Origin of the sequence: Caulobacter sp. CCH9-E1, assembly GCF_001556515.1 — a bacterium.
GTDB lineage: Bacteria > Pseudomonadota > Alphaproteobacteria > Caulobacterales > Caulobacteraceae > Caulobacter.
On sequence record NZ_LSJA01000326.1, the window covers coordinates 40288 to 66077 of the forward strand.

The following is a 25790-nucleotide window of genomic DNA, read 5'->3' on the forward strand; positions in this document are numbered from 1 at the left end:
GAGGTTTCGAGGCGGTCCGCAACAAAAAGCCTCCCGGTCCGGACCGGGAGGCTTTCGGGCGCTTCAGGCGCGCCGCTTACATGTTCGGATAGTTGGGTCCGCCGCCGCCTTCCGGCGTGGTCCAGACGATGTTCTGCGAAGGATCCTTGATGTCGCAGGTCTTGCAGTGGACGCAGTTCTGGGCGTTGATCTGGAAGCGCGGATCCCCGCCCTGCTCGTTGTAGAGCACCTCGTAGACGCCGGCCGGGCAGTAAAGGCGCGCCGGCTCGCCGTACTTGGGCAGGTTGACCGCGATCGGGATCGACGGGTCCTTCAGCTTCAGGTGCGCCGGCTGGTCTTCCTCGTGGTTGGTCGCCGACAGGAACACGCTCGACAGCTTGTCGAAGCTGATCACGCCGTCGGGCTTGGGATAGACGATCGGCTTGTAGTCCTTGGCCAGCCCCGTCGAGGCCGCGTCGGTCTTGTCGTGCTTCATCGTGCCGAAGAACGAGAAGCCGAACAGGTGGTTGGTCCACATGTCCAGCATGCCGAACGCGCCGCCCAGGGCGGTGCCGAACTTGCCCAGCAGCGGCTTGGCGTTGCGAACGACCTTCAGCTCCTTGGCCACCCACGAGGTCTCATAGGACGCCTGGTAGGCGGTCAGCTCATCGCTGGCGCGGCCGGCCTGAACCGCCTCGAACGCGGCCTCGGCGGCCAGAATGCCGGTCTTGACGGCGTTGTGGCTGCCCTTGATGCGCGGCACGTTGACGAAACCGGCCGAGCAGCCGATCAGCGCGCCGCCCGGGAAGGTCAGTTTCGGCACCGACTGATAGCCGCCCTCGGTGATGGCGCGGGCGCCGTAGGCGATGCGCTTGCCGCCTTCCAGGTGCGGGCGCACGGTCGGGTGCTGCTTGAAGCGCTGGAACTCGTCGAACGGCGACAGCCAGGGGTTCTTGTAGTTCAGGTGCACGACGTAGCCGATGGCCACGTAGTTGTCCCCGAAGTGGTACATGAAGCTGCCGCCGCCGGTCTTGTTGTCCAGCGGCCAGCCGGTGGTGTGCTCGGCCAGGCCCGGCTGGTGCTTTTCGGGCGGGACCTGCCACAGCTCCTTGATGCCGATGCCGTACTTCTGCGGCGACTTGCCCGCGTCGAGATTGAACTTGGCGATCAGCTGCTTGGCCAACGAGCCGCGCACGCCCTCGGCGATGAAGACGTACTTGCCATGCAGTTCCATGCCCGGCTGGTAGTCCGGCTTGTGGTGGCCGTCCTTGGCGATGCCGACGACGCCGACGACGACGCCCTTGACCGAGCCGTCGGCGTTCCAGACGAGGTCCGAGGCCGCGAAGCCCGGATAGATCTCGACGCCCAGCTCTTCGGCCTTGGTCGCCAGCCAGCGGGTGAGGTTGGCCAGCGAGGCGATGTAGCAGCCGTGGTTGTGCATGAAGGGCGGCATCGCCCACATGGGCAGGGAAAGCTCGCCTTGCGGCCCCAGCAGCTTGAAGCGGTCCTTGGTGACCGGCGTCTCGAGCGGCGCACCCTCTTCCTTCCAGTTGGGGAACAGTTCGGCCAGGCCCTTGGGATCGATCACGGCGCCCGACAGGATGTGCGCGCCGACTTCCGAGCCTTTTTCCAGCAGGGCGACCGAAATGTCGGTCCCGGCCTTGGCGGCCATCTGCTTCAGGCGGATCGCGGCCGAGAGCCCCGCGGGACCGCCGCCGACGATCACGACGTCGTACTCCATCGACTCGCGTTCGAGGTCTTCGCTCATGGGTTCTCCCGGTTGGGCCCTGCGGCCCCTCTTATCACTGTTTGAATCACAGCTTATCCGTACCTGACGCTGAGGCGGTCAAGCGTCCGCCGCAATTTTTCGCTGCGCCGCAGCGTGGATAAGACCTCCCAACGCCAAGCGTTTCCACATTCGGCGCGCGGTCGCGCCAAAAGCGCTGACTTTTTCATGCGTCCCGCTTTATGACGGTGACATGAGCCCCGCCGTCGATCAACGCGCCGTCGAGAGCCTGCTGGCCTTCTGGGCCGATGCGGGCGTCGAGGCCTCGTACGCGGAGGCGCCAATCGACCGCCTGGCCGAGGGCGCGGCGATGCTGCGGGCCAAGAGCCAGCCCCCGCCGCCGCCCCAGCCGTCGCGTCCGGGCCTGGCCGCCGTACGTGGCCCCGACGTTGGAACGGCGATCGCCGCGGCCAAGGCCGCCGCGGCCGCCTGCCAGGATCTGGAGAGCCTCGCCGCCGCCATCGCCGCCTTCGATGGCTGCGCGCTGAAAACGCAAGGCGCCAAGCAGGCGGTGTTCTCGCGAGGCGTCGCCGACGCGCCGCTGATGATCATCGGCGAAGGCCCGGGCGCCGACGAGGACGCCCAAGGCGCGCCGTTCGTCGGCCGGGCCGGCAAGCTGCTGGACCGGATGCTGAAGGCAGCCGGCCTAGAAGGTCGCGTCTTCATCACCAACACCGTCTTCTGGCGACCGCCCGGCAACCGCACGCCCACCCCGCAGGAGCAGGCCGTCTGCGCCCCCTTCGTCGAGCGCGCCATCGCGCTGGTGAAGCCCAGGATGCTGCTCCTGGCCGGCGGCGCGTCGGCCAAGGCGATGCTCAAGCGCGACGAAGGCATCCTGTCGATGCGCGGCCGCTGGTTTGAATGGCTGTCCGAAGACAAGGCCACCGAACTGCCGGCCATGCCCACCCTGCACCCGGCTTTCCTGCTGCGGACGCCCGCCCAGAAAAAGAAGGCGTGGCAAGACCTTCTGACATTAACCGAACGGCTTGATCGGCCGGAGCGCCCCCACTAGAAGTTTCCCCCACCAGTTGAACGGGGACGCGCGGCTTCGGGGGCGCGGACAGCTTTTGCCGCTTTGGACTCGCGCCCTGGCCGTCGTTTCGGCCTTCTTCCTGTGCTTCGCGATCGCGCACGCCAGCGCGCTCGAACCGCTGTCGCAGGACGACGCGCGCGCCTATCGCGCCGCCTTCGCCGCGACCGATCGCGGTGACTTCGACGCCGCCGAGGCGGCCTTCGCCAAGGTTCGCGACCGCAGCCTGTCCGGACGGCTGGCCTTCGCCAAGCTGATGCATCCGACGCTCTATTCGGCCCGCTATGACGAGCTCGCTGGCTGGCTGAACCGCTATGGCGACGAAGCCGGCGCCGAGCGGATCTACGCCCTGGCGGTCAAGCGCAGGCCGGCCGGCAAGCAGGTCGCATCGCCGCTGATCCCCGCGCTGTTCGTCACCGACGATCGTCGTCCGTCGCCTGTCGACAAGGGCCGCGCCGCGCGCGAGGCCTATTATTCCGGCGACGTCCGCCGCGCCTATGCCCTGGCCGTCGCCAGCGGCGAGCGCTGGATCGCCGGGCTGTCGTCCTATCGCCTGGGCGAGGCCGATCAGGCCCAGCGGTTCTTCGAGCAAGTCGCCGACGATCCCAAGCAGGACGAATGGATGCGCGCCGCCGGCGCCTTCTGGGCCGCGCGCGCGGCCAGCCAGGCCGGCGGCGAGGACCGCGCCCGCCAGCTGCTGGTCAAGGCCAGCGCCGCGCCGCACACCTTCTATGGCATGATCGCCATGCGCCAGCTGGCTTTGGCGGGCCTGGCGACGCCCGGCGAGCTGGAGGACCCGATCGCGGCCCTGATCACCCGCGCGTCGTACGCCGGGCCCGACAGCGCCTCCCTGGACCGTCTGCTGCGCTCGGATCCGCGCGCCCATCGCGCCGCCGCCCTGGCCCAGATCGGCCGCTGGCGCGAAGCTGGCGAGGAGCTTCGCGCCGGCCTCTCCCTGGCCGACACCGAGACCTTGCGCGGCGACTGGACCACCCTGGCCCTGGCGCTCAACGCCAACGCCCCGCTGAACGCCGGCCGCCCCATGCGCCGCGTCGGCGGCGAGGACTATCCCCTGCCCGCCCTGGAGCCGATCGGCGGCTTCACGCTGGACAAGGCCCTGGTCTACGCCCTGGTGCGCCAGGAAAGCCGCTTCGACCCGATGGCCGTCTCGCACGCCGGCGCCGTGGGGCTGATGCAGGTGATGCCCGTCGCCGCCGCGCGGGCCGCCGGCGACGACAAGCTCCTAGCCGACACCACGCCGCTGTTCGATCCCGCCTTCAACCTGCGGGTCGGGCAGGACTATTTCACCTGGCTGATGGATCGCGGCCTGCAGAGCCCCGACATCCTCCGCGCCGTCGCCGCCTATAACGGGGGGCCGGGCACGCTGAACCGCACGCTGCAGCAACTCGGCGCCGACTGCGACAGCCTGCTGCTGATCGAGAGCCTGCCGTTCCAGGAGACCCGCAACTACGTCGAGAAGGTGATGGCCAGCTACTGGACCTATCGCAAGCTGATGGGCGCCGAGACCCGCACGCTCGACGCCGTGGCCAGCGGCGCGCGCCTGGTCGACTTCCGCCTGGATCCCAAGGTGCAGCAGGTCACCTCGATCGGTGAGCTGGTCAACAGTCTGCCGTAGGACGGTTTTTGAACTCCGACCTCCCCGGCGAACGCCGGGGCCCAGATACAGACTGAGCGGTTGGCGTGAATGCGCCAGTCCGCGGCGCCAGACCTCGTACCCCGTGAATTGATCTGGACCCCGACATTCGCCGGGGAGGTCGGTGGAAAGGCGCTAGTAGGTCAGCCGCCTAGCTTTGAGAGTCTTGGCCAGCGCCCGCTCATCGCCCCCATTCGCCGGCCAATCCAGGCGACGGAGCAGCACGCCGTGCAGGCGTCGCGCCAACAGCCCGCCCGGCGCGGCCAGGACCGCCGGAGCGCCGCCGCCCCCCGCCAAGTGTTTCTCGACCGGCTCGCGCCAGCCCTCGCGCAAAGCCGGCGCCGCGCGCAGGGTCAGGATCCAATCGCCTCGCGCCGCGCCCGCCCCCGCCGCAAAGCCGGCGGCCGCGTCGCCCTCTGTCGAAACCAACCGCGCGCCGCTATCCTCGGCCAAGGCTTCGACGCCGGGCGGCGAGGGACCAACCAGGATCACTTCCTTGACCAGGCCATCGACGGCGGCGGGCACCAGCATGGCCATCTGGGCGGCCAGGCCCGGCAGATCCTCGGAAGCGAGCAGCAGGATGGAGATCATGGCCTTGCTTCGCTAGCGGGCGCCGCGCGGTCAAGCGGCAACTAGCCGAACAGGTCCATCTGCGCGCCGCCCAGCACGGGCCGCTTGAACTGGCTGCAGTCCAGCGGCGACCACGGCTGATCCAGGCCGAACTTCTTGACCGCCAGGTGGAAGCGCTGGCGCAGCACCTCGGCCACCGGCCCCTCGCCCGTCATCCGCTCGCCCCAGCCCGAGCGATAGGTCTCGCCGCGCCGCACCTGACGCACCAGCGACATCACCCGCCGCGCGCGATCGGGGTGATCGGTCTCCAGCCACTCCTCGAACAGCTGGGCGATCTCGCGCGGCAGGCGCAAAGCGACATAGCCCGCCCCGCGCGCGCCGGCCCTGGCGGAAGCCTCAAGCACCGCCTCGACCTCGTGGTCATTGAGGCCGGGGATGGCCGGGGCGAACATCACCGTCACCGGCACGCCGGCCTCGGTCAGCCGCCGCACCGCCTCGATCCGCTTGCCAGGCGTGGCCGCGCGCGGCTCCATGCTGCGCGCCAGCTTGCGGTCCAGGGTGGTGATCGAGATCGCCACCCGCGTCAGCTTCCGCTCGGCCAGCCGCGCATAGATGTCGAGGTCGCGCAGGATCAGCGCCGACTTGGTGATGATCGTGAACGGGTGGCTGCAGCGCTCCAGCACCTCGATCACTTGTCGCGTCACGCGCAGCTGCTTCTCGTCGGGCTGGTAGGGATCGGTGTCGCCGCCGATGTGGATCGTCGCGGGCGTATAGCTGGCCTTGGCGAGCTCCTTCTCAAGCAGCTCCCCCGCGTGCGGCTTGAAGAAGATCTTGCTCTCGAAATCCAGACCCGGCGACAGCCCTAGATAAGCGTGGGCGGGGCGCGCGTAGCAGTAGATGCAGCCGTGGCTACAGCCGCGGTACGGATTGATCGAGCGGTCGAAGCCGACGTCGGGGCTCTGGTTGCGGGCGATGATCGTCCGCGACTTCATCGGCTGAAGCTCGGTCTTCAGCTGCTTGGGCTCTTCCTCCTCGCCCCAGCCGTCGTCGAAGGCCTCGCGCTCCAGCGCCTCGAAGCGCCCCGTCCGGTTGGACCGCGCCCCCCGCCCGCGCGGAACCGCGCCCTTGATGTTCGTCGCCTGGGCCATGGCCCAATCATGTCACGAGAAAAGAACATTTCAAGAACATTTAGGAGGCGACGAACCGATCGGCCGTTTCGAGCAGAAGCTGAAATCCCACCCGCAAACTCTCGATTCTGACAGAGGTTCGGTCCGTATCGGCGAAGCGGCGCACGGCGTATTCCGGTTCGCGCCCCCGCACCGCCGTACCGAAATAGACGAGTCCAGGCTGGTCGCCGGGACCGCCGGGTCCGGCGAAGCCGGTGATCGACAAGGCAAGGTCGGCGTCGGACTCGGCCAGCGCACCGGCCGCCATCGCTTTCGCCGCCTCGGGCGAGACCGCGCCCACGGTCCTAAGGACATCCCAGGCGACGTCGAGCAAGGCGTGCTTGGCCTCGTCGGTATAGGTGACGAAGCCGCGATCAAAACCGTGCGAGTGGCCCTCGACATCGGTCAGCACCGCGGCGGCCAGACCGCCCGTGCAGCTCTCGGCCACGGCCACCTTCAGATCGCGGAGACAGACCTCGGCCATCAAAGCCTCGGCCAACGCATGAACATCCGCCGGCAAGCCCTTGGAAAAGGTCTCGATCACGTCAGGCCTTGTCCTTCTCCGCGTCGCCAGCCTCGAAATCGCGTTTGCGTTCCGGCGGGTGAGCGTGATGGACATCCGCCTCCCCGCCGCCGCCCGAGACCTGGCTGTGCCGGCTGTAGCGGTCGGGATCATCGCGATCCTTCACGGTCGGATCAGGCTGGGGCTTGTCGCGGTTCTCGTGGCTGGCGCCGGGGCCGCCCCAGCGTTTGTCGTCGGCCGATCGGGTCATGGCTTCCTCCTCTGGGTGCGGAGGAAAACCCGGCGTGCGGCCGGCGAGTTCCTCTTCACGCCAAGCGGCAGGTTCTGGCGATCAAAAGACGGAGCAAGCTAGGGTTCCGGCCGGACGCTCAAGCTTCATGGGAGGTTCTCTCCACCTCGGCGCTCAGGCGATCGAGATAGCTGCGGATACTGGCGGCCTCGGCGGCGGTGTTGGCCAGGGCGATGGCGCGATCGAACGCCTGGCGCGCTTCGGGGCCGCGCCCCGCCTGCAGCAGGAATGCGCCCCGCGCGCCGTGGTAGTGGAAATAGCCGTCCAGCCGCGCCCCCAACGGCTCGACCATCGCCAGGGCGGCCTCGGGTCCCCGCACCTTCGCCGTCGCCACCGCGCGGTTCAGGGTCACCACCGGCGATGGCTGCATGATCTCCAGCGTGGCGTAGAGCTGGTCGACGCCGCGCCAGTCGGTGTCCTCCGGCCGCGCGGCTCGGGCATGCAGCGCGGCGATCGCGGCCTGGACCTGATAGGGCCCTGGATCGCGCTTGAGCATGGCCTTGTCGATCAAGGCGAGGCCCTCGCCAATCATCTTGCGATTCCAGAGGCTTCGATCCTGATCCTCAAGCAGGATGGCGGTTCCGTCGGCGGCGAAACGGGCCTCGGCCCGGGCGTGCTGCAGCAGGAGCAAGGCGGTCAGCCCCATCATCTCCGGCTCGGCCGGGAACAGGCGCAACAGCAGCCGCGCCAGCCGGATCGCCTCGTCGCAGAGCCCGCCGCGAGCCTCCAGGGCCCGGCCGCTGGCCGAATAGCCCTCGTTGAAGACCAGGTAGATCATGGCCGCCACGGCCGCGAACCGCTGGGCGCGCTCGACCGGCCCCGGCGCCTCGAACGGCGCGTCGCCGGCGCCGATCCTGGCCTTGGCGCGGGTGATCCTTTGCTCCATGGCCGCCTCGCCGACCAGAAACGCGCGGGCGATCTGGCGGACCGTGAGGCCCGAGACGATGCGCAGGGCCAAGGCGATCTGCTGGGTGGCGGGCAGGTCGGGATGGCAGCAGATGAACAGCAGCCGCAGAACGTCGTCGCGATAGTGCGAGCCGTCCAGCCGTTCGGCCGCCTCGGCTTCGGCGTCCTCGAGGTCCGAGAGCAGCTCTTCCGGCGGCAGGGGCGCGTTGCGGCTGGTCTTGCGGACGGCGTCGATGGCGGCGTTGCGGCCGACCATGATCAGCCAGGCCGTCGGGTCGCGCGGCGGGCCGTTCTTGGGCCAGGCCTTCAGCGCCCGCAGGCACGCGTCCTGGAACGCCTCCTCGGCCGCGTCCATGTCGCGGAAGTAGCGCAGCAGCGCCGCCATGGCCTGGGGCCGGGCTGCGACGACCGCGCCCTCGATCCAGGCCAGGTCGGTCATGCGCCGGCCTCGCCGGGCTTGAACAGGGCGATCGGCCGGATTTCGTAAGAGCCGCCGGGATTGGCCTTGCCGAGATCCTTGGCGATGTCGAGCGCCCCATCCAGCGAGTCGCAATCCACCACGTAGAAGCCCAACAGCTGCTCCTTGGTCTCGGCGAACGGGCCGTCCAGCACCAGGTGCGGATCGCGGTCCTTGCGCAGGGTGGTGGCCGCCGTGGTCGGCATCAGCCGGGCGACAGGCCCCAGCCGCCCTTCCCGCGCCAAGCGCTCCTGGACAGCGCTGAGCTTCTCCATGACGGCGTCTTCCTCGTCCTTGGACCAGGCCCAGACGACGTCCTCCTGATTGTAGCAAAGTATGGCGTAGAGCATGGCGGTCCTCGTCTCTCCCTAGGACGAGGGACTATGCCCGCTTCCGACACCGGGCCGACACTTTTCCGACAGCGCGCGCAGGCGCCGACGCACCGGTTCGTCATAGAGCTTCAGCACCGCCCAGGCGCCGCCGATGATGACCGGGATCGCCACCAGGGCGAAGCCGATCGGATAGCCCTTGCCGCCGATCGCCCGGAAGCCGCGCAGCATCAGCTCCCAGCCCAGCCAGTGCAGCGCGTACAGGGGATACGAGATCGCGCCCGACACCCGGCACAGCGCCCCCAACCAGCCCGTCGGATCGCGCGTTCCGGCCAGCACCACCAGCGGAAAAATCACGCTCACGCAGACGAAATCATAGAGCCAATTCAACGACGTCCACGGAAAACTCATGACGGCCGCGAGAACCGCCGCCAGGAGCCAGACCGGCGCGCTCCAGGTCGTGAAGGCCTGGACGCGATAGCAGCCCCAGCCCAGTAGGAAGGCGAACACCGTCCGCAGGAAGCTGATCACGAAGGTGCCCCGGTCCCATCCCGTCAGCACCCCGCCCATGCCGTGGGCGACGTAGAGCACGACGGGCAGTAGCAGTACGACCATCAGCACGTGGCCCATCACGCCGAGCCGACGGATCGGGAACCATGCCGCCCCGACCGCCAGCTCGAAGAACAGCGACCAAGCCGGTGGATTCAAAGGAAAAAGCGGCGAAAAGCCGTCGTCGCTCGTCCAGACGCGGGGGATCATCAACAGGCCCAACCCGAGCCAGCCAGGAACACGCTCGCGGTGCTGGATGATCACGGTCGCGCCCAGCAGCATGGTCAGGGCGATCAGCGGCCACAGCCGGATCAGCCGCTGGCGCATGAAGCCCAGCCAGCCGATCTCGCGCCGGCCATAGGCGTGGGCCAGGACGAAGCCCGACAGGCAGAAGAAAAAGTCGACGGCGAGATAGCCGTGCGGGAACAGCCCATGCCGGCCGGTCCAGCCGCCGATGTGGTAGAGCATGACGCCCACGGCCGCGACGCCGCGCAGGCCGTCCAGCGCCTCGAACCGTCGTCCCGCGTCGTCAGCTCGCAATCCGCCGCCCTCGCTCCCTGTCCTTGCTTAGCCGACAGGGCGGCGGACGCAAACCAGGGCGCCGCGTCAGCGCGACAAGACGCCGACCAACTCGATATGCGGCGACCAGACGAACTGGTCGACCGGCAGCACCTTTTCCAGCCGGAAGCCGGCGTCGACCAGGGCGCGGGCGTCCTTGGCGAAGGTGCCGGGATTGCACGAGACGCTGATCACCTTGGCGACCTTGGACTTGGCGATTTCAACCGTCTGCTCGGCGGCGCCGGCGCGGGGCGGGTCGATGACCACGACGTCGGTCTTGGCGAGCTCGGTGCTCAGCACCGGACGGCGGACGAGGTCGCGGGCTTCGGCCTGGATGGGCTTGAGACCAGGCGTCGAACCGATGGCGGCCTTCAGCGCCTCGATGGCGGGCGCGCTCATCTCGGCGGCGTGCACCGCGCCGATCTCGGCCAGGCGGAAGGTGAAGGTGCCGACGCCGCAATAGAGGTCGGCGAGGCGACTAGCGCCCTGCGCCTCGGCGACGGCGAAGTCGACCATGGCCCGCTCGGCGGCGGGCACGGCCTGCAGGAAGGCGCCGGGCGGCAGGGCGACCACCGCCGGCCCCAGCTTCACCAGCGGCTGGCGCGCGCCATAGACGGTTTCGCCGGCCATGGTCACGCGGGCGAAGTCGCCCTCGCTCGCCGCCATGGCCGCGCGCATGCGGGCGTCGGCGGACAGCCCGCCGCTCTTGCGCTCGACGCCCGTGACGTCGATGTCGAGCCCGGTGCCGGTCAGGGTCACGTGTAGGGTGGGCGCGGACTTCGGATGCTCCAGGAACGGCTCGGCCAGGCGGGCCAAGGCCGGCAGAGCGGCGACGAGACGGGGGTCGGTGACCGGGCACTCCGCGATCGGGACCAGGTTCCAGGAGCGGCGCTCCTTGAAGCCCAGCAGCGCGCCGGCGCCCTTGGGCCCTTTGCGGGCGTGCAGCGCCACCCGGCGGCGGGAGGCCGGCGGCGCGGCGAAGGTCGGCAGGATCTCGGTCTCGAGCCCCTCCATCGACAGCTGCAGACGGATCTGTTCGCCCTTCCACGCGCGGTAGGGCTCGGCCGCCCAGTGCTGCAGGGCGCAGCCGCCGCAGGTCCCGAAATGACGGCACGGCGGCGTCACGCGATCCGGGCTTGCGGACAGGATCTCGGCGACCTCGCCGCGCGCGCCCTCCATCTTGGCCAACACCCGCTCGCCGGGCAGGGTCAGGGGCACGAAAGCCGCGCCCTTGCCCTCCGCATTGCGGGAGAGGCCGTCACCCTGGGCGCCGACCGCGTCGATCGTCAGTTCTCGCATTTCATATCCGTTTCGGCGCCGAGCACCGGCGCGCAGAGGCGTCCATACCGCGTGGGAGGGAAGCTGAATACCTCGGTCAGGCGTCGTTCATGTTGACCACGCCATAGCTTGGACAACGAACGGACTGGGCCTCGCCCCCAAATTGACAAGCTCTCTCATGACCATGACCGCCACCAAGAGCAGGACCACCAAGATGAAGACCGTTCTGGGCGTCTCCTTCGCCCTCGTCTGCGGCGTTCTCACGCCGACCCTGGCCTCGGCCCAGGCCTATGGCTCGGGCGGCGCCTATAACCAGGGCTACTATTACGACCAGTGCCAGCGCTCGACGACGCAGCGCGGCGCGGGCGGCGGCCTGGCCGGCGCCGGCATCGGCGCGGCGATCGGCAGCGGTATCGCGGCCAAGGGCGCGCGCACCGAAGGCGCCGTGCTCGGCGGCCTGCTGGGCGCGGTGATTGGGACCAATGTCGGCAAGCACTCGGCCGCCTGCACCCCGGGTCGCGCTCCGCCGCCGCCGCCTCCCCCGCCGCCGGTGGCCTATAACGAACCGCCGCCTCCGCCGCCGTCTTCGTACGACGACGCCCGCCGCGACGCCGAGCGCGACAGCTATTACGAACGCACCTACGAGCGCCACGAAGGCTATCGCGTCGCCGATCGCCCGAAGGCCGACATGAACGGCTGCACCCTGGCCGAAAGCCCGATCTACTTGCCGGACGGCCGCGTCCAGAAGCGCTTCGTGCGCGTCTGCCCCGACGCCAACGGCAAGTATCAGGTCGTCGACTAAACGACCTCTCTCTTGTGGAAGACGATCGGCCGCTCCCTCGGGGGCGGCCGATTTCTTTTTAGCGCTTGGTCGCCCAGACCAAACGTTCGACCTGGCCCTCGCCGCCCTTGATCGGGCTTTCGGCGAGGCCTTTCACCGACCAGCCGGCCGCCTCCAAGAACGCGACGATCTCGCGCTCGACACGGGCGATGACCTCCGCGTCCTTGACCAGACCGCCCTTGCCGACGTGCTCGCGGCCGGCCTCGAACTGCGGCTTGATCAGCGCCACGAGGTCGGCGCCCTGGGCGGCGAGATCCAGCGCCGCCGGCAGCGCCTTGGTCAGGGAGATGAAGCTGACGTCGCTGACGACCAGGTGCGGCGGCGTCGGGATGCGCTCGGCGTCCAGCGCCCGCGCGTCGACGCCGGACAGGTCCATGACACGATCGTCGGCCTTCAGCTTGGCGTGAAGCTGGTCGCGGCCGACGTCGACCGCGAACACCTTGGCCGCCCCACGCGACAGCAAGACCTCGGTGAAGCCGCCGGTCGAGGCGCCGACATCGACGGCCACCCGCGCCTCGACCGCGATCGGCCACAGATCCAGCGCATGGACCAGTTTCAGCGCCCCGCGCCCGACCCAGGGGTGGGCGGCCTTGGCGACGATCTCGGCGTCCTCGTCGACGCTTTCCGAGGGCTTGGCGACAACCTTGCCGGCCACAGCCACACGCCCCGCCTCGACAGCCGCGCGAGCCTTGGCGCGGCTGTCGAAGACGCCTCGCTCGACGAGCAGCTGATCGATGCGCTTGCGGGCCACGACGCCTCCTCAAAACCGAAGGCCGCCGTGTAGCACGGGCTTGCGGCCAAGGTCTCTTCCGGGTCAACTTAACGACGATCACCGGCGCGAAAGACGCCGGCTCTTGGGAGAGAATTCATGCGTTTCAGCCGTCGCGGCCTTCTGGCCGCCTCCGCCGCCATAGCGGCCGCCCCTTCAGCCTTCGCCAAGCCCAAGTCGTCCGCCGCCCCGGCGCCGTGGACGCCCGACGCCACCGAACTGGCTGGCCGGGTCAGCCGCAAGGAGGTCAGCGCGGCCGAGCTGGTCGAGGCGGCGATCCAGCGGATCGAAACGCTGCAGCCGCAGGTCCAGGCCCTGGTCGCCTCGGACTTCGAGCGCGCGCTGGACAAGGCCAAGGCCGGCAAGCTCTCCGGCCCGTTCGCCGGCGTGCCGTTCCTGGTCAAGGACCTGGACCCCTACAAGGGCCTGCCGACGCGCTATGGCACGCGCGTCAGCCAAGGCGCCAAGCCCGACAAGGAGCAGACGGCCTATATCGACGCCTTCGACGCGGCGGGCCTGATCACCCTGGGCAAGTCGACGACGCCGGAATACGGCTTCCTGCCGACGACCGAGCCGATGGGCTTCCTGCCCACGCGCAATCCCTGGAACACCAAGCACTCGTCGGGCGGCTCATCCGGCGGCGCTGCGGCGGCCGTGGCTTCGGGCATGGTGGCCATCGCCCACGCCAGCGACGGCGGCGGCTCGATCCGCATCCCGTCGGCCAATTGCGGTCTCTTCGGCCTCAAGCCCTCGCGTGGGCGACTGATCCCTAATCGCCCGAGCAACCGCGGCATCGATCTGTCGGTCTCGCACGTCCTGACCCACAGCGTCCGCGACTCGGCGGCGATGTTCGCGGCCACCGAGCGCACTGACGCGGCCGCGCCGTTCAAAGCGATCGGCATGGTCAGCCAGCCGCTGAAGAAGAAGCTGAAGGTCGGCCTGGTGATGAATGGCGGCACGGGCCTCGCGCCCGATCCCGAGGTGCGGATGGCCGTCGAGAACGCCGCCAAGCTGCTGAAGGACCTGGGCCACCGGGTCGAACCGACCGCCCTGCCCTTTGATGGCGCCCAGTTCGGGCAAGACTTCACCGCGCTCTGGGCGACCGGCGCGGCTGAACTCGTGGCCGGCGTCACCAAGACCCTGGGGCGCGCTCCTGACGCCACCCTGCTGGAGCCCTTCACCCTGGGCATGGCCGAGCTGGTCGGCAAGCTGCCCAAGGACGCCCTGCCGGCCGCCATGAAGCGTTTGAACGCCATGATCGGCGCCTATGACGCCTGGCTGAGCAAGTATGACGTCATCCTGTCGCCGGTGCTGGGCAAGCCGCCGGTCGAGCTGGGCTATGTCGCCGGCTGGGTTCCGTTCGAGGAGCTGCAGGCGCGGCTGATGGCCTATGTCGGCTACACTCCCATCCAGAACGTCGCCGGCGCCCCGGCCATGAGCGTGCCGCTGCACTGGACCGCGGACGGCCTTCCGGTGGGCGTGCAGTTCGCCGGTCGCGCGGGTGGCGAGGCCACGCTGCTGGGCCTAGCCTACCAGTTGGAAGAGGCCCAGCCTTGGGCGCACAAGCGACCGCCGGTCAGCGCCTAACCTAGGCTCTCTCGTTTATCCCGGCCTTCCTCGCCCCTGGGGCGAGGACCCATGGTCCAGCTTGGCTTAGACGTGAAAGGAGCGCTCCGCCAGCGTGGAGCGCTCCTCAGTTCTTTAGAGCAACGGAACCATGGGTCCTGGGCGCAAGGCCCAGGAAGGCAGTGGAGAAATCGCCCTACCCCTCGACGAACACCTTCTTCAGTTCGTTCTTCATGATCTTGCCGTTGGCGTTGCGCGGCAGGGTCTCGGGCCAGAACACCACCTTCACCGGCACCTTGAAGGCGGCCAGGCGGTCGGCGACGAACGCGCGCAGCTCGGCCTCGGACGCTTCCGCGCCCGGCTTCAACGTGACGACCGCCGCGGGCTCCTCGCCCAGCGTCTTGTGCGGAATGCCGACCAGGGCCGCGTCCATCACCGCCGGATGGTCGTAGAGGCAGTTCTCGACCTCGATGCAGTAGATGTTCTCGCCGCCCCGGATCAGCATGTCCTTGGCGCGGTCGATGATGAAGCAGAAGCCTTCCGCGTCGAGGCGCGCGAGGTCGCCCGTCCGCACCCAGCCGTCGACGAAGGTCTGGGCGGTGGCTTCCGGCTTGTTCCAGTAGCCGCGCACGACCTGCGGGCCCTTGCACCACAGCTCGCCGACCTCGCCGATCGGCAGCTCGCGATACGGCGCCTCGACGGTCATGATCTTCAGGTCGGTGACCGGCACGGCCGGGCCGCAGCTGTCGGGACGGTTTTCGTAGTCCTCGGCCGAGTTGCTGGTCGCCGTGGCCGAGGTCTCGGTCATGCCCCAGCCGTTGCCGGGCGAGGACTTGGGCCAGATCTCCTTGATCTTGCGGACCAGCTCCGGCGCCGACGGCGCGCCGCCATAGGCCACGGCCTCGATCGACGACAGGTCGTACTTGTCGCGGTTCGGGTGCTCGATGATCTGCCAGGCGATGGTCGGCACGCCGCCCATCTGGGTCAGCTTTTCGTCCTGGATCACCTGCATGGCGCGCTCGGGATCCCACTTGCGCATCATCGCCAGCTTGGCGCCGGCGAACAGCGACGGGTTCAGCACGGCGAAGCAGCCGGTGGCGTGGAAGAACGGGACCGACAGCAGCGCGCCCTTCTGCGGCGCGGCCGGATCGGGCTGGGGCGGCATTTCACCCCGGCGCAGGAAGGCGCGCGCGGAAGCCGCGGCGGCGGCGAAGATGTTGCTGTTGATGTTGCGATGGGTGGCGATCGCGCCCTTGGGCTTACCCGTCGTGCCCGAGGTGTAGAAGATCGTGGCGTCGTCGTCGGCCGCGATGTCCACCGTCGGCAGCGGCTTGGCTTCCAGCGCCGCCCAGTCGTTGGGCCCGCCGATCACCACCTCCAGATGGACGACGTAGGGGTGGCTGATCTCCTCGGGCGAGCGGCTGACATAGACCCGCTGCAGCTCCGGACAGTTGTGCAGGTGTTCGGTCAGGCGCTCGTAGCGCTCGACGTCGACGATCGCGACCTTGGCGCCGGAGTCGATCAGGCCGTACTCCAGCTCCGGTCCCGTCCACCAGGCGTTCAGCGGCGTGACGATCGCCCCCAGCATGAGGCCGGCATAGAAGGCCACGGGCCATTCGGGAATGTTGCGCATCACGATCGCCACGCGATCGCCCTTTTGCACGCCGGACGCCTGCAGCTCCGCGGCCATGTTGGTGACCGCGCGGTAGAAGGCCTCGAAGCTGACCCGCTCGTCCTCGTGGACCATGAAGATCTTCTCGCCGTGGCTGCGCCCCATCAGCAGGGTCTCGCGCAGGGTCGGCGGACAGTTCTTCCAGACCCGGGTCTTCACGCCCCGAATCTCGACCTCATCCATCTCGCCCGGCGTGCCCGGCTGGGTGATCAGCGCATAGGCTTGCTGGATGGACATGGCGGGCCACGGAGTGGGCTTGGAAGCGGCGGCCTGGGTCATGATGCTTACTCTCCCGGTAGGTCGCGCCCTTGTCGAGCGAGCGCGTTCGACACCCAGAGAGCACAGCCGGAAGCCGGATGCAAACGTACGTTTGACGCTAGGGGATCGTTGATAAGTTAGAACCCTAGCCTGGCGACTTTTTCAGCTTCTCAAGCCATCGGACGGCGTTCTTGTTGGTCGGGTCCAGAGCCAGGGATTTCTCGTAGGCGGCGACCGCCGAGGCCGTGTCGCCGTTCGTCGCATAGGCCTCGCCCAGGCTGTCGAACGCGTTGCCGCTGGCGGGATTGAGGTCGGTGGCCAGCTTCAGCACCGCCAGGGCCGAGCGCGGCTTGCCGAAGGCCAGCAGGCGATAGCCCCAGTCGTTGAGTTCATGCTCGTCCGCGGCGAAATCCGGATGGGCGGCGCGGAAATCGGCCACGGCGGCGGCGGGATCCGCCCTCTCCTGCCCCGCCAGCGCCGCGCGGAGCGCCGGAACCCCGGCGAGGGTCATGCCAGGGATGAACCCCTGAGCGATTTGATCGATCAGGTCCTCCGGCGTCGACCCGGCCAGGTTGGTGAGGATCGCGACCCCAACCCCGTCGTCAGGATAGAGATAGACCGCTGAACGACTTCCGCCGGTCATGGCCACGGCGCGGTGCTCGGGCCGCTCCAGGACCAGCCACCCCATGCCCCACTGGCCCATCTTGCCATCGTTGTAGGGGATCGGCGTCCACATCGCCTGCTTGGCCGAGGGCTTCAGCAGCGTGTCGCCTTGCAGGGCGATCATCCAGCGCGCCATATCGTCGGCGGTGCTGACGATACCCGCCGCCGCCCGGTGCAGAGGCGAGAAGATCTCGGTCCGCACAATCGGCTGATCGGGCTGGGCCTTGCGATAGCCGTACGACACCACCCGTCCGGCATCGGCGTCGCGCGTATCGCCATAACCGCTATGGCTCATGCCCGCGAGGACGAACTGCTCTTCCGCCAGGTTGGCGTCGCGCGGCCGGTGGCGCAGGCCATTGATGGCCATCTGCGCCAGCGCATAGTTGGTCTGGTTGTACTCAAACCGCTGGCCGGGCGGAAACCGGATCGGCTTGGCCAGGGTCGCGGTCCAGGCGGCGTTCCCATCCCCATCGCTATCGTCAAAGTCCGGCAGGCCCGAGGTATGGCTGAGCAGCCGGCGAACCGGGATGCCGCGCCACGCCTCCGGTAACCCCTCAACATAGGTCCCGATCGGCGCGGTCAGGTCCAGCCTCCCGGCTTCCGCCTCGCGCATGGCGGCCACGCCGGTGAAGGCCTTGGTGATGGAGTTGATCGGAAACCGTGTCGCCGCCGTCACCGGCGTCTTCTTGGCGAGATCGGCCACGCCATAGGCGCGGGACATCACGATCTTGCCGTCCTTGACCACGGCGATCTGCAGGCCAGGGATATGTTGCTCGACCATGGCGCGGCGGACGATGGCGTCGGCGCGCTCGACGGGATCCGGCGCGGCGTGGGCGGTCGAGGCCAAGCCCAGCATCAACAATCCAAGACCCAGAGCCTTCATCGTCGCCCTCCTCGGCTTCGGGTGGGAGAAGACCAGTCGACGGCGCGCCGGCCCAGTTAATCCTTGGTCATGAACCCACCCTGGACAACAGGCCGGCCAAGGCCGATGACCCTGGCTCGCCTTGCCTTGTCCGGAGCGTCGTCTTGTCCGAGTCCCCGCTGTTTCCCGATCGCGAATTCGCGGCCTTCCTGTTCGACATGGACGGCACCATCCTGACGTCCATTGTGGCGGCCGAGCGGGTCTGGGCGAACTGGGCGCGCAAGCACGGGCTGGACGTCGAGGCCTTCTTGCCCACCATCCACGGTCGCCGCACGATCGAGACCATCGCCGCCCTGGGGCTGGAGGGCGTCGATCCGGAGGCCGAGGCCCGTGCGATCACGGCCGCTGAGCTCGAGGACATCGAGGGGATAGACGCCATCGTCGGCGCGGCGGCGTTCCTGGCCGGCCTGCCGTCAGATCGCTGGGCCGTGGTGACCTCCGCGCCCCGCGCGCTGGCCGAGCGCCGGATCGCGGCGGCCGGCCTGCCTTCCCCCGCCGTGATGGTCGCCGCCGAGGATGTTGAGCGCGGCAAGCCAGCGCCCGACTGCTTCCTGCTGGCGGCCCAGCGCCTGGGCCGCCCGATCGCCGACTGCCTGGTGTTCGAGGACGCTCCGGCCGGCATCGCCGCCGCCGAGGCGGCGGGCGCCAGCGTGGTGGTAGTCACCGCCACGCACAATCATCCGCTGGAGACCCGGCATCCCGGGGTGGCGGGGTATGGACCGCTGAGGGCGACGCCTTCCGGGATGCTCGCGTTCTAAACCTGACCCGTCATCCCGCGCACAAGGCGCGGGATGACGGGTAGAGATTGCGAAATTACCCGACCGACGCCAGCCGGCTGAGCGCCGCTTCGAGCTTGGCCTTGGCGGCTTCGGCTTCGGCCAGGCGCTCGCGGTTCTCCTCGACGACCTCCTCCTTGGCGCGGGCCAGGAAGTCGGGGTTGCCGAGCTTCTTGTTGACCTTCTCGATCTCGCCGACGTGGCCAGCGATCTCCTTGGTCAGGCGCGCCTTCTCGGCGGCGAGATCGATGAACTCGGCGATGGCCAGGGCGCCGGTCGCCTCGCCCATCACGATCGGGACCGAGCCGGCCGGCGCGGCGTCCGCCTCGCGGGCGCTGTCGAGGCGCGCCAGGGTCAGCAGCAGGTCGCGGTGCCGCGCCAGACGGGCCTTGGTCTCCGCCCCAGCGCCGACGACGGTCAGCGCCGGCTTGGCCGACGGCGGTACGTTCATCTCGGCGCGGATCGAGCGGATCTCGCCGACGGTCTCGACCAGCCAGCCGATCTCGGCCTCGGCCTCGGCGTCGATCCAGTCGGCGGGCAGGTCCGGCCATTGGGCCGAGATCAGCATGCTGTCGCGGGCCGGGCCGACGAATTCGGCGGTCTTCTGCCACAGCTCCTCGGTGATGAACGGCATCACCGGGTGCAGCAGCTTCAGGATCACGTCCAGCGCCCAGGCGGCGGTGGCGCGGGTCTCGGCCTTGGCCGCCGCGTCGTCGCCGTTCAGGATCGGCTTGGCCAGCTCCAGGTACCAGTCGCAGAACACGTTCCAGACGAAGCGGTACAGGGCGCCGGCCGCCTCGTCGAACGACGGGGCTTCCAGGGCCTTGGTCACCTCGGCCACGGTCTTGACCGTCTCGCCGCGGATCCACTTGTTGATCGGCTGCTGGACGGTCGCGGGATCGAAGCCCTCGACGCGGACGCACTCGTTCATCTGGGCGAAGCGCGAGGCGTTCCACAGCTTGGTGCCGAAGTTGCGATAGCCCTCGATGCGCTGCTTGGAGAGCTTGATGTCGCGCGCCTGGCCCGACATCGCCGTCAGGGTGAAGCGCACCGCGTCGCAGCCCAGTTCGTCGATCAGGATCAGCGGATCCATCACGTTGCCCTTGGACTTGCTCATCTTGGCGCCCTTCTCGTCACGGACGAGGGCGTTGATGAAGACCTGCTTGAACGGCGCTTCGCCCATGAAGTGGATGCCCATCATCATCATCCGGGCGACCCAGAAGAAGATGATGTCGAAGCCCGTCACCAGGGTGCTGGTCGGGTAGAACTTGGCGAGATCCGCGGTCTTCTCGGGCCAGCCCAGGGTCGAGAACGGCCACAGGGCCGAGCTGAACCAGGTGTCGAGGACGTCCTCGTCGCGCCAGATCGGAATCGGCGCGTTCACGTCGTTGGTTTGACCAGCCGCAAGCCAAGCTCCCATACCCACGACACGATCTTCAACGACAATGACTTTTCGGCCGTAATGACGCTCCGCTGCGGCGATGGCGTCGTCCTCGGTCTCTTCAACGAAAATGCTGTTGGTGAAGGTATCGCTTGGGATTTCACCTTCGGCATTCGCCGGGGCGTCGGCCTTGACCGGACCGAACCAGGCCGGGATGCGGTGACCCCACCAGAGCTGGCGCGAGACGCACCAGGGCTCGATGTTGCGCAGCCATTCGAAGTAGGTCTTTTCCCAGTGCTTGGGCTCGAAGACTGTCTCGCCGCTCTCGACCGCCTTCAGGGCGGGCTGGGCCAGGGTCTTGGCGTCGACGTACCACTGGTCGGTCAGGAAGGGCTCGATGACCACGCCCGAACGGTCGCCGTGCGGGACCATGTGCTTGGTCTTCTCGATCTCCTTCAGCCAGCCCTCTTCCTCGGCGCGGGCGACGATGGCCTTGCGCGCGACGAAGCGGTCCATGCCGACGTACTCGGCCGGAACGTTCTCGTTCAGCTTGGCCTCGACCGTCAGGATGTTGATGGCCTCCAGGCCGGCGCGCTTGCCGACGCCGAAGTCGTTGAAGTCGTGGGCGGGCGTGATCTTGACCGCGCCCGAGCCCTTGGTCGGGTCGGCGTAGTCGTCGGCGACGATCGGGATGCGGCGGCCGACGATCGGCAGGGTCACGAACTTGCCGACCAGGCCCTTGTAGCGTTCGTCGTCGGGATGAACCGCGACGCCGGTGTCGCCCAGCATCGTCTCGGGACGGGTGGTCGCCACGACGATGTAGTCGCGGGTCTCGAACTCAGTCGGCTTGCCGTCCTCGTCGAAGGCGATCGGGTGCTGGTAGGTCACGCCGTCGGCCAACGGATAGGCGAAGTGCCAATAGGCGCCGTCGACCTCCTTCTGCTCGACCTCAAGGTCGGAGATGGCGGTCTGGAACTGCGGGTCCCAGTTGACCAGGCGCTTGTCGCGATAAAGCAGGTTCTGCTTGTACAGCTGGACGAACACCTTGCGGACAGCGGCCGACAGGCCCTCGTCCAGGGTGAAGCGCTCGCGGGACCAGTCGCAGCTGGCGCCCAGGCGGCGCAGCTGGTTGGTGATGGCCCCGCCGCTCTCGGCCTTCCATTCCCAGACCTTGGCGACGAAGGCGTCGCGGCCCATGTCGCGGCGGCCGACGTTGCCAGCGGCGGCCAGCTGGCGCTCGACGACCATCTGCGTGGCGATGCCGGCGTGGTCGGTGCCCGGCAGCCAAAGGGCGGCCTTGCCGCGCATCCGGTGGAAGCGGGTCAGCACGTCCTGCAGCGTGTTGTTCAGCGCGTGGCCGATGTGAAGGCTGCCCGTCACGTTCGGCGGCGGGATCACGATGACGAACGGCTCCGCGTTCGGATCCTCGTTCGGCTTGAAGGCCCCGGAGGCCTCCCAGGCGGCGTACAGGCGGGGTTCGACGGATTTGGGATCGAAGGTCTTTTCGAGCATGGCGGTGGGGATATGCCATCTGCGGCCCGCGCGGGGAACCTGCGGGCCTGGATTTGTGGGGAATTCGCAACGAAAAAGGCGGCCGCCGCGGCGACCGCCTCGATTTCTCGCGAGAGACGAAGCGCCTTAGCGACCGCGAGCGATGCGCTGTACCTCTTCCTCGACCTTGGTTTCGACGATGCGCGGCAGGTTCTGGTCCAGCCACTCCTTGAGCAGCGGGCGCAAAAGTTCGCGCACCACGTCCTCCAGGGTGCGGCCGTCCTTGGGCATCAGCAGGGCCGAGCTCAAGCTGCCGAACGCCGAGGCGGCGGCGGAGGCGGCGGTGTCGCCGACCAGCTTGTCGGCCACGTCGTCGCGATCGAAGGTCGGGGCGGCGGGCGGCGGGGCCGGCTCGGGCTCCGGCGGCGGCGGCGAATAGACGTCGATATCGCCGACCGTCTCGAGCGGCGGCTCGGCGTCGAACTCAGCCTCGGGCTCGATCGGATCGGTCAGCTCAAGAACGTCTTCGCCATCGCCGCCAGCGAAATCCATCGCCGGTTCCAGCTCAGGCTCCGGCTCGGCTTCAGCGGCGGGGGCCTCCTCGGCCGCAGGCTCCGCCGGCGCGTCATCTTCGGAGATGATGCGTCGGATGGAGGCGAGGATTTCCTCCATCGTAGGTTCTTGAGAGCTCTGATCGGACATGTGCGGGGGCCGTCGTAAGAAATACGAATCTGTACGCGCGTTGCGGCGCGTTAAACCGCGATGGTGCAGACTTGAGCAAGTTAAGCAAGCTTAAGGATAAGCTGTGGGCGCAAACGACGCGGGCCAGCCGTGTCTACTTCGCCCCACTTTGAGCTTTTGCCGACGGCGCGCCCACCTTGTCGATGGCTTGCACCACCGGCTCCCACGGAACCCAGCCGACGCTGTGCGTCACGCGGTTGTAGGAGGTCTTCGGATCATAAGCCGTCGTGCTCGCCGACAGCTTGTTGACGCCCAGTTGACCCATGGCCTGCAGCACCACGGCGCTGGCGACATATTCGTCGCGACGCGCGCCGACCAGGGCCAGCTCGGCGTTCGAGAGTTCCAGCTGGGCGTTCAGGACGTCCAGCGTCGTGCGCAGACCGACCTGCTGCTCCTGGCGCACGCCTTCGAAGGCGATCCGCGTGGCGCGAACCTGCTCCTCGTTCGAGACCAGGTTGGCGCGCGAGGCCAGAAGGTTGCTCCAGGCGTTGGAGACCTGCTGGATCGCGGTGCGCTTGGCGCTCTCGGTGGCGCTGCGGGCGGCGTTCTCGCGCTCGGTGGCGGCGCGCACCTGCGAGGTCGTCAGGCCGCCGGTGAAGATCGGGATCGAGGCGGTGATCGCGCCCGAGACGGTGCGGTCATAGTCGTCGAACTGGCTGCCGACGCCCGAACGCTTGTCGGCGGCGTAACCCAGCGAGGCGCGGGCCGAGACAGTCGGACGATAGCCGGCCTTGGCCACGGCCACGCGGGCGGCGGCGGCCTCTTCGCTGTAGCGGGCCGAGGTCACGCCCGGATTGGCGGTCTGGGCGGCCTCGAAGGCCTGGTCGACCGAGCCGGGCAGCAGGGTCGCGAGGCTCGGCTCGGGCGCCAGTTCGCCCGGCGTCTGGCCGACCACGGCGGCATAGGCCGCGCGGCTGACTTCCAGCTGGGCCTGGGCCGAGGACAGGCCGGCCTTGGCGGCGGCGAGACGCGCCTGCGACTGGGCGACGTCGGTGCGGGTGATCTCGCCGACGTCGAAGCGGGCGTTGGATTCGTCGAGCTGGCGCTGCAGGACCGCGACGTTCTCCTTGGCGATGCGCAGCCGCTCCTGGTCGCGACGGACGTCGACATAGGCCTGGACGACATTGACCAGCACGTTCTGCTCAACGGCGCGCAGGCTCTCGCGCGAGGCCAGGACGTCAGCCTCGGCGGCGCTCAGATTGGCGCTGGCGCGACCGCCGGTATAGAGCGGCTGGCTGATCGACAGCGTGGCGGTGCTGCCCGAGACCTTCACATCGGCGCCGGTGTGCGGCGAGGTGTTCGAGCCGGTGACGTCCAGCTCGCCGCCGATCGTCGGACGGAAGCCGGTCTTGGCCTGGACCACGCCCTCGTCGGTGATGCGCGTGCTCGCCCGCTGCTGCTGCAGGGTCGGGTTGGTCTGGTAGGCCAGAGCGATCGCGTCGGCCAGGGTTTCGGCGTGAGCGGCGGAAAACACGCCCGCCATCAGGCCGGCGCTGCAAGCGGCGGCCAGCAATCCGGCCCGTCGACGGTTCGACATCTAGGTTCTATCCCCAATCACGCGAAGCTCGCGTACCACACTATGAGGCGTGTAAGTCGGACCGCCAGCCGTCGCCAGTTAAGCTTTTTTCACGCAGACGCCGCGACGCCCCGCCCACGCGAAAGCTTAGAAGCTGAAGCCGACCTCGACCTCGAACCCCGCCAGGATCGGCGGCGAGGCGTCGAAGGCCTGACGACGGCCCACGCCGTCCTCGGCGCGCAGATAGATCACGGCGCGACCGACCGGGCCGGTGCGCTCGATGACGCCGAGGCGACCGCCGACGGCCAGGGCGTCCTGCCAGCTCTTCGGCGCGACGGCGACGGCGCCTTCGCAGATGATAACGTCGTAGTCGGCGCCAGGCACGGCCTTCAGGTCGTCGCCTTCGAGGCGCGTGACCGCCAGACCCATGTTTTCCAGCACGGCGGCGGCGTAAGGGGCGGCGATCGCCAGCGCCTTCTCGCCTTCGCGCGGCTTCAGGTTCTGCAGCAGCTTGCCCACTTCGCGCGGACGCAGCAGCCAGCGGCCCGGCGCGTATTCGATGTCGGCGTCGGCATAGGCCAGATAGGCCTTCGCGGCGGGGACCACCGTCTCGCGCTGCGTCACCCGCAGGGCGTCCTGCAGCGGCAGGTCGGTGACGTCGGCGGTGCGAATCTGGCTCTCGACCATGTTCAGCCGCGCGGCGGCGAAGTCGGTGCTCATGGAATCCCTCGAAGGACTGGACTTTCGAGCAGGCTTATAGGTCCGGCGATCGTCCGAACGCAATGCGATCACGCGGCGCAGGCGGCGTAAAGCGCCGCTCACGGGAGCCTTAAAAGCGACAACAAAGCCCGTTGAGATCAGATCAAGAGCAAAACCTGGGCGTTTGGGACGCCTGATCGCCATTTGTCACGAAAGCTAGATTGATCCGCGACCGCTTATGGTAAAGATAAAATCACCAATGTTGCTCGCCCGGGGGGGAAGCCCGAACGTCTCGGCTTCGTGAGGTTGTTTCCATGCTTAGAGCGGATATCGTGATCGTCGGTGCGATCGTCGCGCTTGTGGTGATTTATTTCCTGCCGCGCATTCATACGGCGACGGCAAAGGCCTACGGCCGCTGGCGCCGACGCCGGCGCGATCTGCGCCTTGAGCGTGAACGGCGCGAGCGCGAGGAACGCTTGGCGCGTCTGTCGCAGCAAACCTCGGCGCAGTAAGGCGTCAAAAAGGCGATCGCGGAACCAAACGCGAGCGACGGAACTCCTGGGATGCGGCGCTGCGCCGCTCCAGTTCCTCGCTCAAGGTCCGCCGCATGAAGATCGCCCAGATCACGCCCCTCCATGAGGCTGTTCCGCCGCGCCTGTACGGCGGCACCGAGCGCGTCGTCGCGCACCTGACGGACGCCCTCGTCGATCTCGGTCACGACGTCACGCTGTTCGCCAGCGCCGAGGCCCAAACGAAAGCCAAGCTTGTCGCGGTGCGCGATCAGGCGATCCGGCTGGACCCCGCGCCGCTGAAGTCGGATCTGGCGGCGCACATGGCGCAGCTCGCCGAAGTCCGCGCGCAGGCGAACGACTTCGACGTCATCCACTTCCACACCGACATGATCCACTTCCCGTTCTTCGCGGACCGGGCCCAAAACACCTTGACCACGCTGCACGGTCGCCTGGACCTGAAGGACCTGTCCGCGGTGTATAAGCGCTGGCCGCAGTTCCCGCTGGTCTCGATCAGCGACGACCAGCGCCGCCCCCTGTCTTTCGCCAACTGGGCCGGCACGGTCCACCACGGCATGAACGCCGACATCTACCGCCTCTCCGAGAAGAGCGACGGCTATCTGGCGTTCCTGGGCCGCATCTCGCCGGAGAAGCGGCCGGATCGCGCGATCATGCTGGCCAAGCGCCTGGGCAAGCGCCTGAAGATCGCCGCCAAGGTCGACAGCGCCGACCGCGCCTATTTCGAGGACAAGATCGCCCCGATGATCCTGGGCGAGCCGCTGATCGAATTCGTCGGCGAGATCGGCGACAGCGAGAAGTCCGCCTTCCTCGGCGGCGCCGACGCCCTGCTCTTCCCGATCGACTGGCCCGAGCCCTTCGGCCTGGTGATGATCGAGGCCATGGCCTGCGGCA

The 25790-nt window shown here is 68.5% G+C and carries 23 protein-coding genes; 7 read left to right on the forward strand and 16 right to left on the reverse strand.

Annotated features, from left to right (window positions below; translation table 11 throughout):
* Window positions 1–76: 76 nt before the first annotated feature.
* Entirely contained in the window at window positions 77–1747 is a 1671-nt protein-coding gene (locus AX690_RS18820; RefSeq protein ID WP_066686991.1) for an electron transfer flavoprotein-ubiquinone oxidoreductase, read from the reverse strand.
* Window positions 1748–1958: 211 nt separating this feature from the next.
* Here AX690_RS18820 and AX690_RS18825 point away from each other — a divergent pair, with 211 nt between their 5' ends.
* The gene (locus AX690_RS18825; protein ID WP_066687001.1) at window positions 1959–2777 is read left to right on the forward strand and encodes a uracil-DNA glycosylase; all 819 of its coding nucleotides are present in this window, start codon (window positions 1959–1961) and stop codon (window positions 2775–2777) included.
* Between the two features lie 16 nt (window positions 2778–2793).
* Window positions 2794–4431, forward strand: a complete 1638-nt coding sequence (locus AX690_RS18830; protein ID WP_066687003.1) for a lytic transglycosylase domain-containing protein — start codon at window positions 2794–2796, stop codon at window positions 4429–4431.
* A gap of 153 nt (window positions 4432–4584) precedes the next feature.
* Here AX690_RS18830 and AX690_RS18835 read toward each other — a convergent pair whose 3' ends face one another.
* The 8 genes from AX690_RS18835 to AX690_RS18870 form a co-directional block, all read right to left on the reverse strand.
* The gene (locus tag AX690_RS18835; protein WP_066687004.1) at window positions 4585–5040 is read right to left on the reverse strand and encodes a cell wall biosynthesis glycosyltransferase; all 456 of its coding nucleotides are present in this window, start codon (window positions 5038–5040) and stop codon (window positions 4585–4587) included.
* Window positions 5041–5081: 41 nt separating this feature from the next.
* Window positions 5082–6167: a PA0069 family radical SAM protein gene (locus tag AX690_RS18840; protein ID WP_066687008.1), complete on the reverse strand. Its 1086-nt coding sequence runs from the start codon at window positions 6165–6167 to the stop codon at window positions 5082–5084.
* 40 nt (window positions 6168–6207) lie between these two features.
* Entirely contained in the window at window positions 6208–6729 is a 522-nt protein-coding gene (locus AX690_RS18845) for a CinA family protein (RefSeq protein ID WP_231732238.1), read from the reverse strand.
* Between the two features lies 1 nt (window position 6730).
* A complete protein-coding gene (locus AX690_RS18850) occupies window positions 6731–6958 on the reverse strand; it encodes a hypothetical protein (protein ID WP_066687011.1) in 228 nt (75 codons plus the stop codon).
* Between the two features lie 118 nt (window positions 6959–7076).
* The gene (locus tag AX690_RS18855; RefSeq protein ID WP_066687014.1) at window positions 7077–8342 is read right to left on the reverse strand and encodes an RNA polymerase sigma factor; all 1266 of its coding nucleotides are present in this window, start codon (window positions 8340–8342) and stop codon (window positions 7077–7079) included.
* Window positions 8339–8710 (reverse strand): YciI family protein, encoded by a 372-nt coding sequence (locus AX690_RS18860; protein ID WP_066687017.1) that lies wholly within the window; start codon window positions 8708–8710, stop codon window positions 8339–8341. Before AX690_RS18860 ends, AX690_RS18855 begins: the two co-directional genes overlap by 4 nt.
* 18 nt (window positions 8711–8728) lie before the next feature.
* A complete protein-coding gene (locus AX690_RS18865) occupies window positions 8729–9778 on the reverse strand; it encodes an acyltransferase (protein ID WP_066687019.1) in 1050 nt (349 codons plus the stop codon).
* Between the two features lie 66 nt (window positions 9779–9844).
* Complete coding sequence (locus AX690_RS18870; protein ID WP_066687021.1) at window positions 9845–11095, reverse strand: class I SAM-dependent RNA methyltransferase; 1251 nt, start codon at window positions 11093–11095, stop codon at window positions 9845–9847.
* Window positions 11096–11252: 157 nt separating this feature from the next.
* On the opposite strand from AX690_RS18870, the gene AX690_RS18875 reads away from it, so the two are divergent.
* Window positions 11253–11876 carry a hypothetical protein gene (locus tag AX690_RS18875; RefSeq protein WP_082769743.1) on the forward strand — a complete coding sequence of 208 codons (624 nt, stop codon included), beginning with the start codon at window positions 11253–11255 and terminating at the stop codon, window positions 11874–11876.
* Between the two features lie 58 nt (window positions 11877–11934).
* On the opposite strand, the gene AX690_RS18880 is transcribed toward AX690_RS18875, so the two are convergent.
* The gene (locus AX690_RS18880) at window positions 11935–12666 is read right to left on the reverse strand and encodes a TlyA family RNA methyltransferase (RefSeq protein ID WP_066687024.1); all 732 of its coding nucleotides are present in this window, start codon (window positions 12664–12666) and stop codon (window positions 11935–11937) included.
* 117 nt (window positions 12667–12783) lie between these two features.
* Between AX690_RS18880 and AX690_RS18885 the strand changes: the two genes are divergently transcribed.
* The gene (locus AX690_RS18885) at window positions 12784–14271 is read left to right on the forward strand and encodes an amidase (protein ID WP_066687027.1); all 1488 of its coding nucleotides are present in this window, start codon (window positions 12784–12786) and stop codon (window positions 14269–14271) included.
* Window positions 14272–14446: 175 nt separating this feature from the next.
* Here AX690_RS18885 and AX690_RS18890 read toward each other — a convergent pair whose 3' ends face one another.
* Window positions 14447–16201, reverse strand: a complete 1755-nt coding sequence (locus tag AX690_RS18890; RefSeq protein ID WP_066687030.1) for a class I adenylate-forming enzyme family protein — start codon at window positions 16199–16201, stop codon at window positions 14447–14449.
* Window positions 16202–16325: 124 nt separating this feature from the next.
* The gene (locus AX690_RS18895; RefSeq protein WP_231732239.1) at window positions 16326–17726 is read right to left on the reverse strand and encodes a serine hydrolase domain-containing protein; all 1401 of its coding nucleotides are present in this window, start codon (window positions 17724–17726) and stop codon (window positions 16326–16328) included.
* 143 nt (window positions 17727–17869) lie between these two features.
* On the opposite strand from AX690_RS18895, the gene AX690_RS18900 reads away from it, so the two are divergent.
* Window positions 17870–18523 carry an HAD-IA family hydrolase gene (locus AX690_RS18900; RefSeq protein WP_066687033.1) on the forward strand — a complete coding sequence of 218 codons (654 nt, stop codon included), beginning with the start codon at window positions 17870–17872 and terminating at the stop codon, window positions 18521–18523.
* Window positions 18524–18578: 55 nt separating this feature from the next.
* On the opposite strand, the gene AX690_RS18905 is transcribed toward AX690_RS18900, so the two are convergent.
* The 4 genes from AX690_RS18905 to AX690_RS18920 form a co-directional block, all read right to left on the reverse strand.
* On the reverse strand, window positions 18579–21434 hold the full coding sequence (locus tag AX690_RS18905; protein ID WP_066687036.1) for a valine--tRNA ligase: 2856 nt from the start codon (window positions 21432–21434) through the stop codon (window positions 18579–18581).
* A gap of 126 nt (window positions 21435–21560) precedes the next feature.
* The gene (locus tag AX690_RS18910) at window positions 21561–22115 is read right to left on the reverse strand and encodes a DUF2497 domain-containing protein (RefSeq protein ID WP_066687037.1); all 555 of its coding nucleotides are present in this window, start codon (window positions 22113–22115) and stop codon (window positions 21561–21563) included.
* 133 nt (window positions 22116–22248) lie between these two features.
* Window positions 22249–23691: a TolC family outer membrane protein gene (locus AX690_RS18915; protein ID WP_066687040.1), complete on the reverse strand. Its 1443-nt coding sequence runs from the start codon at window positions 23689–23691 to the stop codon at window positions 22249–22251.
* A 126-nt stretch (window positions 23692–23817) separates the two neighbouring features.
* The gene (locus AX690_RS18920) at window positions 23818–24390 is read right to left on the reverse strand and encodes a protein-L-isoaspartate O-methyltransferase (RefSeq protein WP_066687044.1); all 573 of its coding nucleotides are present in this window, start codon (window positions 24388–24390) and stop codon (window positions 23818–23820) included.
* A 311-nt stretch (window positions 24391–24701) separates the two neighbouring features.
* On the opposite strand from AX690_RS18920, the gene AX690_RS18925 reads away from it, so the two are divergent.
* Together AX690_RS18925 and AX690_RS18930 are read left to right on the forward strand one after the other, a co-directional pair.
* Window positions 24702–24881, forward strand: coding sequence for a hypothetical protein (locus AX690_RS18925; RefSeq protein WP_231732240.1), 180 nt, complete (start codon window positions 24702–24704; stop codon window positions 24879–24881).
* Between the two features lie 95 nt (window positions 24882–24976).
* The coding region (locus AX690_RS18930; RefSeq protein ID WP_066687049.1) for a glycosyltransferase family 4 protein at window positions 24977–25790 on the forward strand (814 nt) is incomplete at its 3' end.

Excerpts from the sequence above, each read along its gene's own strand:
- AX690_RS18875 (WP_082769743.1), top strand. The coding sequence starts at position 11,253 with ATGACCATGACCGCCACCAAGAGCAGGACCACCAAGATGAAGACCGTT.
- AX690_RS18920 (WP_066687044.1), bottom strand. The coding sequence starts at position 24,390 with ATGAGCACCGACTTCGCCGCCGCGCGGCTGAACATGGTCGAGAGCCAG.
- AX690_RS18820 (WP_066686991.1), bottom strand. The coding sequence starts at position 1,747 with ATGAGCGAAGACCTCGAACGCGAGTCGATGGAGTACGACGTCGTGATC.
- AX690_RS18915 (WP_066687040.1), bottom strand. The coding sequence starts at position 23,691 with ATGTCGAACCGTCGACGGGCCGGATTGCTGGCCGCCGCTTGCAGCGCC.
- AX690_RS18910 (WP_066687037.1), bottom strand. The coding sequence starts at position 22,115 with ATGTCCGATCAGAGCTCTCAAGAACCTACGATGGAGGAAATCCTCGCC.
- AX690_RS18835 (WP_066687004.1), bottom strand. The coding sequence starts at position 5,040 with ATGATCTCCATCCTGCTGCTCGCTTCCGAGGATCTGCCGGGCCTGGCC.
- AX690_RS18825 (WP_066687001.1), top strand. The coding sequence starts at position 1,959 with ATGAGCCCCGCCGTCGATCAACGCGCCGTCGAGAGCCTGCTGGCCTTC.
- AX690_RS18895 (WP_231732239.1), bottom strand. The coding sequence starts at position 17,726 with ATGAAGGCTCTGGGTCTTGGATTGTTGATGCTGGGCTTGGCCTCGACC.
- AX690_RS18850 (WP_066687011.1), bottom strand. The coding sequence starts at position 6,958 with ATGACCCGATCGGCCGACGACAAACGCTGGGGCGGCCCCGGCGCCAGC.
- AX690_RS18860 (WP_066687017.1), bottom strand. The coding sequence starts at position 8,710 with ATGCTCTACGCCATACTTTGCTACAATCAGGAGGACGTCGTCTGGGCC.
- AX690_RS18870 (WP_066687021.1), bottom strand. The coding sequence starts at position 11,095 with ATGCGAGAACTGACGATCGACGCGGTCGGCGCCCAGGGTGACGGCCTC.
- AX690_RS18840 (WP_066687008.1), bottom strand. The coding sequence starts at position 6,167 with ATGGCCCAGGCGACGAACATCAAGGGCGCGGTTCCGCGCGGGCGGGGG.
- AX690_RS18855 (WP_066687014.1), bottom strand. The coding sequence starts at position 8,342 with ATGACCGACCTGGCCTGGATCGAGGGCGCGGTCGTCGCAGCCCGGCCC.
- AX690_RS18905 (WP_066687036.1), bottom strand. The coding sequence starts at position 21,434 with ATGCTCGAAAAGACCTTCGATCCCAAATCCGTCGAACCCCGCCTGTAC.
- AX690_RS18890 (WP_066687030.1), bottom strand. The coding sequence starts at position 16,201 with ATGACCCAGGCCGCCGCTTCCAAGCCCACTCCGTGGCCCGCCATGTCC.
- AX690_RS18885 (WP_066687027.1), top strand. The coding sequence starts at position 12,784 with ATGCGTTTCAGCCGTCGCGGCCTTCTGGCCGCCTCCGCCGCCATAGCG.